This is a genomic window from uncultured Fretibacterium sp. (genome assembly GCF_938030725.1).
Lineage (GTDB): Bacteria > Synergistota > Synergistia > Synergistales > Aminobacteriaceae > Fretibacterium.
The window spans coordinates 1-13,147 of the sequence record NZ_CALHIQ010000017.1; the positions used below are offsets into that span (position 1 = coordinate 1).

The window sequence follows — 13,147 nt, forward strand, 5'->3', positions numbered from 1 at the left end:
GCCCGGAAGGGAGCAGCAGTAAGCGGTGATCTTTGGGTGCCACGGGGTCGCTGAGTTCCCGCGGCGGGGGACCATCGTCCTCTGGAAAGGAAACTCGTCCGCCACGTCCTACGCCCTTTCCCTTCTCCCCACATTTTTCGCGTCTTATCGTATAATAAATCACTATAAACCTTACATTTCGAGGGGCCGGCCGCGCCCTCAGGAGGAGGGGCTTACCTTGCCCGAGAGATTAAACGACGTACTGGACGAACGTCTCCGCAAGGAGCCGGAGGCGCGGTGCCTCTGGTGGAAAGGAGCGTGGGGCAGCCGCAGGGAGTTCCAGTCCCTCGCCGACGGCTGCACGAGATCGCTGAAGGACGCGGGATTCGGCCCCGGACAGAGGCTTGCCGTGATGATGCCCAACAGCCCCATGACGGAGGCTCTGGCCCTGGCCGCATGGCGGCTTGGCGGCTCCTTCTGCCCGTTGAACGAGAAGGCCGGCGCAGCGTCCCTGCTCAAGACGCTGGACCTGCTTCGGCCCTTCGCCGTCGTCGTTTCCGAGGGCGTGAGCGGCAGCCTGACGGAGGCCATCCGCGGCGCGGACCTGTCCTGCGCCCTGTTCCCCACCGAGGGGACGCCCCCCGCCCTCACCGGCCGGCCGGCCGAGTCTGAGGCCGAGGACCTGGCCGTCATCTTCTCCACCTCCGGCACCACCGGCGACCCCAAGGCCGTGCCCATCACCCACGCGAACCTGCTGGACCAGTGCCGCGGGATATTAGAGGCCATCCCCACGCTGTCGGACAAGGACTCGTTCCTGACCGTCCTGCCAAACTTCCACGCCTTCGGCCTCACCGTCAGCATGCTGCTGCCTCTCTACGTCGGCGCCTCGCAGGTCGTCGTCCCCGGCTTCATGCCGCCCCAGAACACACTGCGGGCCATCCAGGAAGCTCACCCCAGCATTCTGCCCCTGGTGCCCACGATGCTGAACTTCATCCTCGCCCTCCTGGAGCGCAGCGGGCAAAAGGCGGAGGGCGTGCGCCTCCTCATCGCGGGCGGCGACCGCTACAACCCCCAGATGGACGGGCGCGTGAAGGCCGCCTTCGGCGTCGGCGTCCTGGAGGGGTACGGCATCACGGAGTGCTCCCCCGTGCTGGCCGCAAACCGCGTCGAGGAGGGCTTCCGGCTGGGGACCGTGGGGCGGCCCCTGCCCCGCTTTGAGTTACAACTTCGGACGGAGGCTGGCGCGCCGACGGAAGCGGGCGAAGGCGTGCTGTGGGTGCGAGGGCCCTCGGTGACCGCGGGCTACTACCACGCGCCGGAGCTCAACCGTGAGCGGTTCGACCACGGCTGGTTCAACACGGGGGACTACGTGCGCATCGAGGACGGATACATCACGATCCTGGACCGCGTGACGGACATCATCATCGTCGGGGGCTTCAACGTCTACCCCCAGGAGGTGGAGGCCATGCTCTCCCAGCACCCCGCCGTGCAGACGGCCATCGTCGTGGGGATGCCGAACGACATCAGCGGGGAGGTGCCCAAGGCCTTCGTCATCAAGGATAAGGACGCGCAGGTTTCGGCATCGGAGCTGATCCGCTTCTGTAAGGCCCGCCTCGCCCACTACAAGGTTCCGCGGGAGGTGGAGTTCGTGGAGGAGCTCCCCCTCTCCAGCACGGGCAAGGTGCTGCGCCGCGTGCTGCGCCAGCAGGAGCGCGACCGCACTCAACGCTGAAACCCGTTTCCGCGCTCGCCTTCATCGCGCCGGCCATAGGCCAGCCCGAAAGCAACGCCTAACGGGGCGTCCACGCCCACGGGGCACGAAACGGCAACGCCGTTTTAACCTTTAAGACAAGACAACAGGAGGAATGCATCGATAATGCCTCAGAGATTGGAAGAGATCATCACCGAGAGCCTGAATCGCCACAGGGACGAGCCCTGCTACTGGTGGGAGGGAACGTGGCGCACGGGCGCCGACCTCCTGAAGCTCACGGAGGACTGTGAAGCAGCGCTCAGGGACTCCGGCTTTGGCAGGGGGCAGCGCCTCGTCGTCATGATGAAGAACTGTCCGATGATCCTGGCGCTTTCCATAGCCGTCTGGCGACGGGGGGGGACGTTCTGCCCTCTGAACGTCGCGGCGGGCATCCCCTCGCTGAAGGGGACCCTGGAATTGATCGAACCCGCGGACTGCGTCATCGCCCCCGACGTTCAGGACGACGTGATCGCGGTCCTGGACGAAGCGGGATGGCCTCACGCCGTCTGCCCGCCGGAGGGGCCGTTGCCGCCCTTCAAGTGCAGGCCCGGCAAGCCGGAGGACGACGATCTGGCCGTGATCTTCGCCACTTCGGGCACCACGGGGGCCCCCAAGGCCGTGCCCCTCACCCACGGGAACCTCATCGACAACTGCAGGTGCCTTCGTGACGTCGTCCCCGCCCTTCAGGAGGGGCGCGTCTTTCTGACGGTGCTGCCCAACTTCCACTCCTTCGGCTACACCGTCGCCACGATCCTGCCCCTGACGATGAACGCCCGCCTGGCCATCGTGCCCGCCTTCCTGCCGCCCCAGCCGGCAATGCGCGCCATTCTGGAGGCTCCGGTGGACATCACCTTCGCCGTGCCCGCCATCTACGCCTACCTGCTCATGGCCGTCGAGCGCGGTAAGTTCCCCAGGGAGGGGCTGGCGCGCCAGAAGCTCCTGGTTTCCGGGGGCGACCGTCTGAACCCCAACCTGCACGAGCAGGCTCTGCACCTGACGGGACGGGACATCATGGAGGGCTACGGCCTGACGGAAACCTCGCCCGTCGTCACGATAAACCGCAGCTACGAAACTCACCGCACGGGGTCCGTCGGACCCTTTCTCGACAGCTACGAGTACAAGCTCCGCACGCGGGAGGGGCAGGACACTCAGGAGAACGAGGGGGTCCTGTGGGTTCGAGGCCCCTCGGTCACGCGGGGATACTTCCGCGCGCCGGAGCTCACGGCGGACCGATTCGAGGACGGCTGGTTCAACACGGGCGACTACGTGCGCATCGAGGATGGGTTCGTCCGTATCCTGGATCGCGTGACGGACATCCTCATCGTCGGAGGCTTCAACGTCTACCCCCAGGAGGTGGAAAAGGTCCTCGCCGGACACCCCGCGGTGCAGACGGCCATCGTGGTGGGCATCCCCCACGACATCAATGGAGAGGTGCCCAAGGCCTACATCCAGCGGAAGGACGGCGCGACCGTCACGGAGCGCGAGCTGATTCGCTACGCGAAGGAGCACCTGGCCCACTTCAAGGCACCGCGCAGCATTGAGTTCGTCGATGAGTTCCCCCTCTCCGGGACGGGCAAGATCCTCCGCCGCATCCTGCGCGAGCGGGCCGGAAAGAAGAGCCTCTGACCGATGAGCAGGCTTCGCCTCGCGACGTTCAACGTCAACTCCGTGCGCAGCCGCATGCCCATCCTGGAGCGCTGGCTGCCGAAAAGCGGTGTGGACGTCCTCATGCTTCAGGAGACCAAGGCTACTGACGAGGACTTCCCTGAGGCCGCCTTCGCCGCGATGGGATACCGCGCCCGCTTCTGCGGCGAGAAGTCCTACAACGGCGTGGCGGCCCTGGTACGGGAAACGCTCTCCGCCGAGACATCCTTCGGCTTCGGCGACGGGGAGGAGCCGAACTTCCCCACCCGGGTGGGCCTGACGCGCCTGGCGGGCATGACGGTGCTCAATACCTACGTGCCCCAGGGAAAGTCCGTCGATCACCCGGACTACGAGGTCAAGAAGCGTTTTCTGGAGCGCGTGAGAGGCCTCATTCTGCGGGAGATGGAGGGTCCCTTTCTCTGGGTCGGCGACCTGAACGTGGCGCCGACGGACGCGGACGTCACGCACCCGGAGAACAAGCGCGGCCACGTCTGCTTCTGCCACGACATCCAGGAACGATTCGCCAGGACCTCCGAGGGGCTGAAGGACCTGCTGCGCGTTTTTCGCCCGGACCCCGGAGAGTTCACGTTCTTCGACTATCGCGTGAAGGACGCGTTAACCCGCAACATCGGCTGGCGCATCGACCACGCCCTCGCCTCACCCTCCCTGGCCCTCCAAGCCACGGACTGCTTTGTGGAGCGCGAGCCACGCGGCTGGGAGCGCCCCTCGGACCACACTCCCCTGGTGGTGGACTTCGCGCTCCCCTGAGGGCGTTGATTTTATTTCCAAATCCTTCGCAGGCGAAACTCTTGCGGGCTGCAGCGAAGGTACGCACAACCACACGTCGAGCAGGGGGCAAGAACGACGCAATGGCGGCGGAGCCGCACACGATCGGGAAGTCGGCAGGAGGTCGATGAGGATGCAGCTTGAGAGAATAAAACGGCCCTTGGGTGCCTCGGTAATTCTGATCGCCGCCTTCCTGCTGGCGGCAACCGTCGCCCCGGCCTGGGCCAAGATCGATAGAGCCGTCGTCCAGAGGGCGTGGGAGCGCATGGCAGCGGCAGACGGCTTCAAGAGGATCTCCGTTACCTTCGAGAAGTCCGACAAGCCCAACGCATGGGTGAAGTACGAGTCCGCAGAGGACTTCAGCGTCCACGTGACCCAGGGTCTGATGGACCTCCTGAACGCGGAGGACGAGATCGCAGGCGTGCTGGGACACGAGATCGGACACGTCCGCCGCGGGCACTACAAGGAGCAGGTGAGCCGCAACGTCGGCTGGGCCATCCTGGGGTCGCTTTTGGGGAAGGCCGGAGACCTGGCTCAGACCGCCGGGGCCATCGGCATGACCCTTGCGGAGAGCGGCTTCAGCCGTGAGCAGGAGGTGGAGGCCGACGACTACGGGACGGACCTCCTGGCCAAGGCGGGGTATGACCCCCACGCCCTCTATCGGGCCATGAAGCGCTTTAAGGACGCGGGCCTTGGGACCGAGCCCAACGGGTTCAACTCTCACCCTCCGACGGACCGCCGCCTAAAGCACCTTAAGGAGCGGGCGGACCGAATCGCGGCTGAATCGGGCAAGACGTCCCGAACGCCGGACGCCGTCACACCCCCCGCCTATAAGGCCAGGGCAGCGCACGACGACGGAGAGATCGTCCCCTCCACCGCAGCCGTCGCCGCAAGCGTGAAGAACGCCGCAGGGTACGTGGCGAACGCCGGGATGGGCCGGACGAATCGCAGGACGCGACGAAGTCAATAGGGCGTCCCCAAACGGCGCGCCCCATCTCCGTCCCAAGGCCTCCGAAAAGCGAGTGGGCCCGCTTCCTCTCCCATCACGGGAAGAAGCGGGCCCACTCCTGTAACACGCCCCAAACGACGAAGTCCTACGATGGCTTGGGGATTGGAATCACGCCAGCCCCATCAGCCTCAGGATCGCGCCGATGTCAAGGTGCCGTTCCGCAGCACGGGCCAGGGCGTTGTAGGCGCGCTCCTTCATGGCTCTCGTGTCCGTGACGGCCCGCTCCTCCAGTCCGCGTGAACGCCGCACCGCGTTAAGCCATAACGCCCGGAAAGCGTCGGCATCGAAGATGCCGTGCAGGTACGTGCCCGCCACGGAGAGGTCCGGACGGGCCAACCCCTCAACGCCGCCCCCCGCGACCTCCAGCAGCACAGGGCAGGAACTCCCCCCCGCAGGGCGGGTGACGCCGAAGTGGATCTCGTAGCCCGTCACGGGGACCTCGTCGGCGGAGAGCTGGCGCCGCACCCTGCCCTCGGTGCGGATCGTGCGCTTCTCCCCCACGCCGAAAGCCGTCACGGAGGGCAGGAGCCCCAGCCCCTTGATCTCCCGTATCTCCGAGTTCTCCTTCAGGTCCGGGTCCAACAGGCGCTCCCCCAACATCTGGTAGCCGCCGCAGACCCCGAAGACGCACCTCCCCGCGCGGCTGAGGTCGCGAACGGCGCGGGCCAGCCCCGTCCGCTCAAGCCACGCCATGTCGCGCATCGTGTTCTTGGAGCCGGGCAGGAGCACGGCGTCTAGGGAATGAAGCGTCCGTTCGGGCGTGTCCGCATCCAGGCCGACAAGTTCCACGTCCGGCTCCAGCTCAAAGGGGTCCAGGTCCGTGAAGTTCGACAGCCCCGGAAAGCGCACGACGCCGATAGAGAGGCCCTCGCCTCCCGTCCGGCCCCAGTGGACGTTCAGGGAGTCCTCGCCCGCGATGGCCGCGCCCTCCACCCAGGGCATCACTCCGAGGACCGGCACCCCCGTGCGCCGCTCGATCCAGCCGACGGCAGGGTCAAAGAGGCTCCTGTCGCCGTGGAACTTGTTGAAGATCAGGCCCTTCACCCGACCGCGGTCCTCCCCCAGGAGCTCCAGCGTGCCGACGATGGAGGCCAGGGACCCGCCGCGGTCCACGTCCGTCACCAGCAACACCGGTACATCCGCCTCGCGCGCCACGCACATGTTCACGATCTCGAAATCGTTCAGGTTCACCTCCGCCGGGCTGCCCGCCCCCTCGATGACCACCGCGTCGAATCGCTCCTCGATGCGGCGCAGGGCGCGGCGCACGGCTTCGATGCCCAGCGTCCGGGTGAAGGTGCGGTAATAGCCGCGCTCCGCCGGCGTATCCAGAGCGCGCCCCTCCAGCACGATCTCCGAGGACACGTCCCGCCGCGGCTTCAGGAGGATGGGGTTCATGAACGTCTCGGGCTCAAGCCGCGCGGCCTCCGCCTGCACCGCCTGAGCGCGGCTCATCTCGCGTCCGTCCCGCGTGACGCAGGCGTTGTTCGACATGTTCTGGGACTTGAACGGACAGATGCGGAAGCCCCGGTCGGACAGCAGCCGGCAGAGCGCCGTGACCAGAAAGCTCTTCCCCGAATCGCTAGAGGTCCCCTGCACCATGATCCCCTTCATCAGCAAACGCCCCTTTTCCTCAGTTCTCTCAGCGCATCGGCAAGCCGCTGGTCCTCCTGGCGCGTCCGTGCAGCGATGCGGACGCACCGCCCCTCCAGGCCGGGGAAGTTCCGCGTGTGACGCACCACGATGCCCCGCTCCATCAGGCCCCGAATCAGGGCCTCGTCGTCCTCCGTCTCCATCAGAAAGTAGTGTACGCAGGACGGCCGCACGCGAAAGCCCGCCGCCTCCACCGCGCGGACCAGGCGGGGCGTCTCCTCGGCGTAGTGAGCCCGGAGCCTCGTCAGGAAGCCCTCATCCTCCATAAAGGCCAGGGCCAGTGCCTGGGCAAAGGCGTTGACGCTCCAGGTCGGCTGACGGCTCCCCAGGCGCCGAATCCACCCCTCCGTCGCCAACACGTAGCCGATGCGCGCCCCGCTCAGGTGGTACGTCTTGGTCAGGGAACGCAGCAGGAGGACGTTCGGCAGCGCGCTCAGGTCGAGCCTCTCCCCTTCGCGCGTCAGAAGGAAGTCGATGTACGCCTCGTCAATGGCCAGGGTCGCGTCCGGACGGTCCGCCGCAAAGCGGGCCAGCTCATCGAGCGGGAGGTATGCCCCCGTCGGGTTGCAGGGGTTGGACAGGATCAAGAGGTCGGCGCGGTCCGCCGAATCGAGGCCGAAGACGTCCTCCACCTCCGCTCCAAAGGCGCGAAGCGCGCGGGCGTACTCCCCGTAGGAGGGCTGGAGCACCGCCGCACGGCGCCCGACGAAGAACGAGGCCAGAAGGTACAGCGCCTCGTTGGACCCGTTCGTAACGAGGACGTTCTCCAGGGCGAGCCCCTCGCGGGCGGCGATGAGGCGGCGCAGCGCCAGGCACTCGTCGTCCGGGTACGCGGACGCCAGGCGCGCCGTGTCGATCGCTCGGCCCACCGCCTCATCGGGCCAGGGGAGGGCGCAGGCATTCGTGCTGAAGTCGACGACGTCCGCCGGCATGGGGATGCCCAACGCGGCGTAGAGCTTCTCCGGGTTCGCCCCGTGGGCCCGCAGCGCATGGAGGGTTCCGCTGGAGGAAGGTTGGCTCATGCCCTTCTCCACACTCATCGTCTCGCAGAGGGCAAGGGTTCAGGCGAGCTGGAAGGGCAGGGCACAGAGCAGCGCAAAGAGGGCCGACGCCGCATCCAGCAGCCTGTGGGCCCGCAGGACGTCCGCCGCCTCGGGCGTCCGGGGTCCGTCCCCGAGGCACGGGCGGGATTCGGCGACGCCGCCGTAGAGGGCGCCGCCCCCCAGCCTCAGCCCCAGAAGCCCCGCAAAGGCGCTCTCCCCATGGGCGCTGTTGGGGCTCTTGTGCTTTCTCCTGTCGCGCAGGAAGACCCGCATCCCCTCCCCCGCATCCATGCCGAGGCACGCCCCGGCCGCAAGGATGGCGAGCCCGCCGAGACGGGCGGGGATGAAGTTCAGCGCGTCGTCCAGCCGTGCCGCCGCACGTCCGAATTCGCGGTAGCGCACGTTTTCGTAGCCCACCATGGAGTCCATGGTGCTGACCGCCTTGAAGCCCCAGACGGCGAGGGCCATGCCGACGCCCTCTCCGACGGCCCAGCCCAGCGCGGCGAAGAACAGGACGGACATCACGCCGTCCACGGAGTTCTCCGCGACGGTCTCGACGGCTCCGCGCACGATGGAGGGCTCGTCCAGGTTCTCCGTGTCCCGTCCCACAACGCGGGACAGCGCCGTCCGCGCCCCAGGCAGGTTCCGGCGGAACAGCGCCAGGGCGACGGGCATCGTTTCGTCCTTCAGAGACCGCCACGCCAAAGCCGCGTAGAGCAGGTACACCTCGATCGCCGTCGCGAGGCCGCCGCCCCAGCCCGCCGCCCCAAGCAGGCCGGCTGCAACCGCGAGCGTCGAGAGCAGCACGAGGGCGCAGAGGCCCGCACCACGGGCGACGGCGTGGAGAGCGCCCGCCTCCGGGTAGAGCCGTCCTTCCCAGAAACGGATGAGGCGGCCGACCCCGACGACGGGATGGGGCAGGGCGTGGGGGTCGCCCAGGAGGACGTCCAGCAGAAGGGCAAAGCACAGCACGGTTGGAAAGGTCATAACGCATCCTCTTTTCAACGAAAGAACTCAGGGAGGCCTCGGTTCGCCGCCCGTCAGTTTTTATTATACAATTATGTGGGCTGCGTGAGGAAAATTTACTCTACCCAAGGGAGTACTACAAATCAAAGAACCGACGAAATTCATGACCTTTCGGGGGGAATCTTGAACATGCGGGAACAGTTAACGATCGAGCAGGCGGTGGCGCGCATCGCACCCCTGGACGTGGCGGCCGTGAGGGCCGGTCCACGATCCCCGCCGAGGAGCGCCAGAAGGGCCTGCTGAAGCCCGTGGGGAGCCTTGGAGAGCTGGAGGCGCTCTCCATTCGCCTCGCGGGCATCACGGGACAGGTGAAGAACTCCATCGACCGGCGGGTACACCTGCTCTTCGGGTCGGACCACGGCGTCTACGACGAGGGCGTATCGGGCTCGCCGCAGTACTTCACCAGAGTGTTGATGGAGTTCTACGCGGCGGACGTGGGCTGCGGCATCAACGTGCTGTGCCGCAGGGCCGGGGTGGACCTCCGCCTCTTTGACCTGGGCGTCCGGGACCTGGGGCCGACGCCCAGGGTGGACGCAAGCTGCAAGCTCATGCCAAGGGGGACGGAGAACTTCGCCAGGGGACGGGCCATGACGCCCGAAACGGCGCGGCGGGCCGTCGAGTTCGGCATCGAGTGCGCGGGGCGGGCACGGGAGGACGGCTATCAGATCCTGGGCGCAGGCGAGGTGGGCATGGGCAACACGACGCCGGCCGCAGCCTGCATCATGGCCGCGTTGAACTCACGGGACAGCGACCTCGTCGGGCGCGGAGGCGGCCTGACGGACGCGGCCTTCGAGACGAAGAAGCGCGTGATCCTCGAAGCACTGGATCGGCACCGTCCCGACCCACAGGACGCACTGGACATCCTGTCCTGCGTCGGGGGGCTCGACCTCGCGGCCATGACGGGCGTCTTCCTGGGCTCGGCGGCCTACCGCGTCCCGGCGGTGGTCGATGGGGTGATCGCCATCGCGGCGGCGCTCCTGGCCTCCCTCATCGCCCCGCTCTCCAGGGAGTTCCTGATCGCGTCCCACCGGTCGGTGGAGCCGGCCTACGCGGCCGTGGCGGAGGCCATGGGGCTGCACCCCCTGCTCACGCTGGACATGAGGCTGGGCGAGGGGACGGGCTGCCCCATTGCCATGCAGATCGTGGACGACGCGCTGACCGTCATGAACGAGATGGGAACCTTCGCGGAGGTGTCGCTGGAGTCGGAGTACCGGGAGGTGCTGAAACCATAGCGCCGCGCAAACGCACAAATTGAAAAATCCGCCTCTTTCTGATATTCTTGAATCACACATCATCAGGATTCTTTTGCGTCCTTCGCGCGGACGGACGACGCGGTCGCGCCGCGCGCTGGTCTTTAAACTTGAGGGGAGGCCTTTTCAGTGTACGAGATCGTCCTGATACGTCACGGCGAGAGCGCATGGAACAGGGAGAACCGCTTCACGGGCTGGACGGACGTGCCGCTGTCCGAGAAGGGCGTCCAGGAAGCCAGGGCCGCAGGACAGCTCCTGAAGGAGGAGGGCTGCGCTTTCGACCTGGCCTTCACCTCGGTCCTGAAGCGGGCCGTCAAGACGCTGTGGCTGGTCCTGGAGGAGATGGACCTCATGTGGATCCCCATCCGAAACTCGTGGAAGCTGAACGAGCGCCATTACGGCGCCCTCCAGGGACTGAACAAGGCGGACACCGCGGCGAAGTACGGCGACGCGCAGGTGAAGATCTGGCGCCGCAGCTACGACGTGCGCCCGCCGTTCCTGAAGGAGGACGACGAACGCTACCCGGGGAAGGACCCGCGCTACGCGAACCTCGCGAAATCGGAGCTCCCCGCTGGCGAGTGCCTGGCGGACACCGTGGCCCGCGTGGTCCCCTACTGGAAGGAGACCATCGTCCCGGAGGTCCGCGCCGGACGCAGGGTCATCATCGCGGCCCACGGCAACAGCCTGAGGGCGCTCGTGAAGTACCTGGACAACATCTCCGACAAGGACATCCTGGAGCTCAACATCCCGACGGGCGTCCCGCTCCTCTACCGGCTGAACGACGACATGACGCCCGAATCCCACCGCTACCTCGGCGACGCCGACGCCATCGCAACGGCTCAGGCCGCCGTCGCGAACCAGGGCAAGGCGAAGTGATCCCAAAGCGCGGAGGACGCGTGCACCCCGAACCCGCGGCCCTGTCCTCCGAGCACGACATCGTTCATTGACTCATTTCAACGTTAAGGAGGTCATCTTCATGCGTTTTTCCGAGCGAATCAAAGCGCTTTCCGCATCCCCCATCCGCCGCCTCATCCCCTACGCCGACGAGGCAAAGGCCAAGGGCAAGAAGGTCTTTCACCTCAACATCGGCCAGCCGGACATCAAGACGCCCCAGGGGTATTTTGACGCCATCCGCAGCTTCAAGGTCGACACCATCGCCTACGCTGCCTCGCAGGGGCGCAACGAGCTGCGCGACGCCATCAGCGCCTATTACCACGCCTGGGACATCCCCTACGACCGGGACGACATCTACATCACGAACGGCGGCAGCGAAGCCCTCTCCTTTGCCGTGCAGGCCATCTGCGACCCCGGCGACGAGATCCTGCTGCCGGAGCCCTTCTACGCGAACTACAACACCTTCGCCAACGCCGCTCTGGCGAAGATCGTCCCCATCCCAACGAGGGCCGAGGAGGGCTTCCACCTGCCCCCCCTGGAGGCGATCGAGAAGCTCGTCACGCCCCGAACGAGGGCCCTCTGGTTCTCGAACCCCGGCAACCCGACGGGCGCCGTCTACACTCAGAAGGAGCTGGAGGCAGCGGCCCAGCTGGCGAAGAAGCACGACCTCTATATCATCGCGGACGAGGTCTACCGCGAGTTCACCTACGACGGCGACAAGTTCACGAGCTTCGCCAGCTTCCCGGACATCCGGGACCGGGTCATCATGATCGACTCCGTGTCCAAGCGCTTCAGCGCGTGCGGCGCACGCATCGGCTGCATCGCCATCAAGAACAAGGACTTCATGGCGCAGGTCCTGAAGCTCTGCCAGGCCCGCCTCTGCGTTTCCACGCTGGAGCAGGTGGGCGCCACGGCCCTCTACGCCACGCCCAAGAGTTACCTGGAGGAGGTCAACCGGGAGTACAAGACGCGCCGCGACACGCTCTACAAGGCCTTAAAGGAGATCGACGGCGTCATCTGCGAGGAGCCCAAGGGCGCCTTCTACATCATGGTGAAGTTCCCCGTGGACGACTGCGAGAAGTTCATCATCTGGATGCTGCAGAACTTCGACGTCAACGGCGAAACGACCATGGGCGCGCCGGGCAGCGGCTTCTACGCCACGCCGGGGCGCGGGAAGGACGAGATGCGACTGGCCTACGTCCTGAAGACGGAGGACCTGATCAAATCGGGGAACATCCTGAAACAGGCCGTAGCGGCCTACCCGGGGCGCATTGAGGCCATCCGGGCCTAGCGTTCGCCCCAACGCAAGGGCCGGCGGGGGGACACCCTGCCGGCCCTTTTTTCAAGCCAGACCGTCAAAAGATAAGGAGCTGCGTCATCCATGGAATTTTTAAGTAGGGTCCCCGCCGGGGGAACGCTCTTCAACGTCGCTGCCGTCGCTCTCGGCGCTACCCTGGGCCTCGCCCTGGGGCGTTTCATCCCAGAGCGCCTGAACCACACGATCTTTCACTGCTTCGGGCTCTTCACGCTCTGCCTCGGCGTGGGCATGAGCCTGAAGATGCAGGACGCCGTCGCCGTCCTGGCAAGCCTCGTTCTGGGCGCGCTCATCGGGGACTGGCTTCGGCTGGATGATCGGCTGAACGGGCTGGGCGACGCCCTGAAGGCGCGCTTTCACCTTGCGGAAAGCCACTTCACGCAGGGGTTCGTCACGGCGACGCTGCTCTTCTGCACCGGCTCCATGGGCATCATCGGCGCCATCGACGACGGCCTGCGCCACGACCCCACGCTGCTCGTCACGAAGGGCGTCCTGGACGGTATCGCCTCCGTCTTTCTGGCCGGGTCCTTCGGGTCGGGGGTCCTGTTCTCCGTCCTGCCGATAGCCCTCTATCAGGGCGGGCTGACCCTTCTGGCGGTCCGAATGGCGCCCTTCCTCACGGAACGGCTGTACGCCAACCTGTCGGCTCTGGGAGGACTGATGATCCTCGGCATCGGGCTGAACCTCCTGGGGCTCACAAAGCTCAAGCTCTGCGACCTGTTGCCGGGCCTGGTGCTGATCGTCCTCATCACGGCGCTGCTGTAGCCGCTCACCGCCCTCCTGGGGCCATCGTCACGCGGG

General features: G+C 66.5%; 11 protein-coding genes. 8 read left to right on the forward strand and 3 right to left on the reverse strand.

What is annotated here, in order from left to right; all coding sequences use genetic code 11:
• Positions 1-217 precede the first annotated feature (217 nt).
• The 4 genes from Q0629_RS01280 to Q0629_RS01295 all read left to right on the forward strand — a co-directional run bounded on the left by Q0629_RS01280 (position 218) and on the right by Q0629_RS01295 (position 5,129).
• Positions 218-1,711 (forward strand): AMP-binding protein, encoded by a 1,494-nt coding sequence (locus tag Q0629_RS01280; RefSeq protein ID WP_298777925.1) that lies wholly within the window; start codon positions 218-220, stop codon positions 1,709-1,711.
• 144 nt (positions 1,712-1,855) lie between these two features.
• A complete protein-coding gene (locus Q0629_RS01285; protein WP_298777927.1) occupies positions 1,856-3,355 on the forward strand; it encodes an AMP-binding protein in 1,500 nt (499 codons plus the stop codon).
• A gap of 3 nt (positions 3,356-3,358) precedes the next feature.
• Positions 3,359-4,141, forward strand: a complete 783-nt coding sequence (gene xth, locus Q0629_RS01290) for an exodeoxyribonuclease III (protein WP_298777929.1) — start codon at positions 3,359-3,361, stop codon at positions 4,139-4,141.
• Between the two features lie 151 nt (positions 4,142-4,292).
• The gene (locus Q0629_RS01295; protein WP_298777934.1) at positions 4,293-5,129 is read left to right on the forward strand and encodes a M48 family metallopeptidase; all 837 of its coding nucleotides are present in this window, start codon (positions 4,293-4,295) and stop codon (positions 5,127-5,129) included.
• Between the two features lie 147 nt (positions 5,130-5,276).
• Here Q0629_RS01295 and Q0629_RS01300 read toward each other — a convergent pair whose 3' ends face one another.
• From Q0629_RS01300 to cbiB, 3 genes are read right to left on the reverse strand one after another with little or no spacing between them, the layout of a single operon-like run.
• Entirely contained in the window at positions 5,277-6,779 is a 1,503-nt protein-coding gene (locus Q0629_RS01300; RefSeq protein ID WP_298777937.1) for a cobyric acid synthase, read from the reverse strand.
• Complete coding sequence (locus Q0629_RS01305; RefSeq protein WP_298777940.1) at positions 6,779-7,840, reverse strand: histidinol-phosphate transaminase; 1,062 nt, start codon at positions 7,838-7,840, stop codon at positions 6,779-6,781. Before Q0629_RS01305 ends, Q0629_RS01300 begins: the two co-directional genes overlap by 1 nt.
• Before the next feature lie 39 nt (positions 7,841-7,879).
• Positions 7,880-8,848, reverse strand: a complete 969-nt coding sequence (gene cbiB / locus Q0629_RS01310) for an adenosylcobinamide-phosphate synthase CbiB (protein WP_298777943.1) — start codon at positions 8,846-8,848, stop codon at positions 7,880-7,882.
• A 287-nt stretch (positions 8,849-9,135) separates the two neighbouring features.
• On the opposite strand from cbiB, the gene cobT reads away from it, so the two are divergent.
• The 4 genes from cobT to Q0629_RS01330 all read left to right on the forward strand — a co-directional run bounded on the left by cobT (position 9,136) and on the right by Q0629_RS01330 (position 13,111).
• Complete coding sequence (gene cobT, locus Q0629_RS01315; RefSeq protein WP_298777945.1) at positions 9,136-10,119, forward strand: nicotinate-nucleotide--dimethylbenzimidazole phosphoribosyltransferase; 984 nt, start codon at positions 9,136-9,138, stop codon at positions 10,117-10,119.
• Between the two features lie 147 nt (positions 10,120-10,266).
• Positions 10,267-11,013 carry a 2,3-diphosphoglycerate-dependent phosphoglycerate mutase gene (gene gpmA, locus Q0629_RS01320; protein WP_298777947.1) on the forward strand — a complete coding sequence of 249 codons (747 nt, stop codon included), beginning with the start codon at positions 10,267-10,269 and terminating at the stop codon, positions 11,011-11,013.
• Positions 11,014-11,113: 100 nt separating this feature from the next.
• Positions 11,114-12,322 (forward strand): pyridoxal phosphate-dependent aminotransferase, encoded by a 1,209-nt coding sequence (locus Q0629_RS01325; RefSeq protein WP_298777949.1) that lies wholly within the window; start codon positions 11,114-11,116, stop codon positions 12,320-12,322.
• Between the two features lie 90 nt (positions 12,323-12,412).
• Positions 12,413-13,111: a DUF554 domain-containing protein gene (locus tag Q0629_RS01330; protein WP_298777951.1), complete on the forward strand. Its 699-nt coding sequence runs from the start codon at positions 12,413-12,415 to the stop codon at positions 13,109-13,111.
• The last annotated feature ends 36 nt before the right edge of the window (positions 13,112-13,147 follow it).

What these genes read in the sequence shown, in the direction of transcription:
- Q0629_RS01285 (WP_298777927.1), top strand. Translation starts at nt 1,856, where the DNA reads ATGCCTCAGAGATTGGAAGAGATCATCACCGAGAGCCTGAATCGCCAC.
- xth (WP_298777929.1), top strand. Translation starts at nt 3,359, where the DNA reads ATGAGCAGGCTTCGCCTCGCGACGTTCAACGTCAACTCCGTGCGCAGC.
- Q0629_RS01295 (WP_298777934.1), top strand. Translation starts at nt 4,293, where the DNA reads ATGCAGCTTGAGAGAATAAAACGGCCCTTGGGTGCCTCGGTAATTCTG.
- Q0629_RS01300 (WP_298777937.1), bottom strand. Translation starts at nt 6,779, where the DNA reads ATGAAGGGGATCATGGTGCAGGGGACCTCTAGCGATTCGGGGAAGAGC.
- Q0629_RS01305 (WP_298777940.1), bottom strand. Translation starts at nt 7,840, where the DNA reads ATGAGCCAACCTTCCTCCAGCGGAACCCTCCATGCGCTGCGGGCCCAC.
- cbiB (WP_298777943.1), bottom strand. Translation starts at nt 8,848, where the DNA reads ATGACCTTTCCAACCGTGCTGTGCTTTGCCCTTCTGCTGGACGTCCTC.
- Q0629_RS01325 (WP_298777949.1), top strand. Translation starts at nt 11,114, where the DNA reads ATGCGTTTTTCCGAGCGAATCAAAGCGCTTTCCGCATCCCCCATCCGC.
- Q0629_RS01330 (WP_298777951.1), top strand. Translation starts at nt 12,413, where the DNA reads ATGGAATTTTTAAGTAGGGTCCCCGCCGGGGGAACGCTCTTCAACGTC.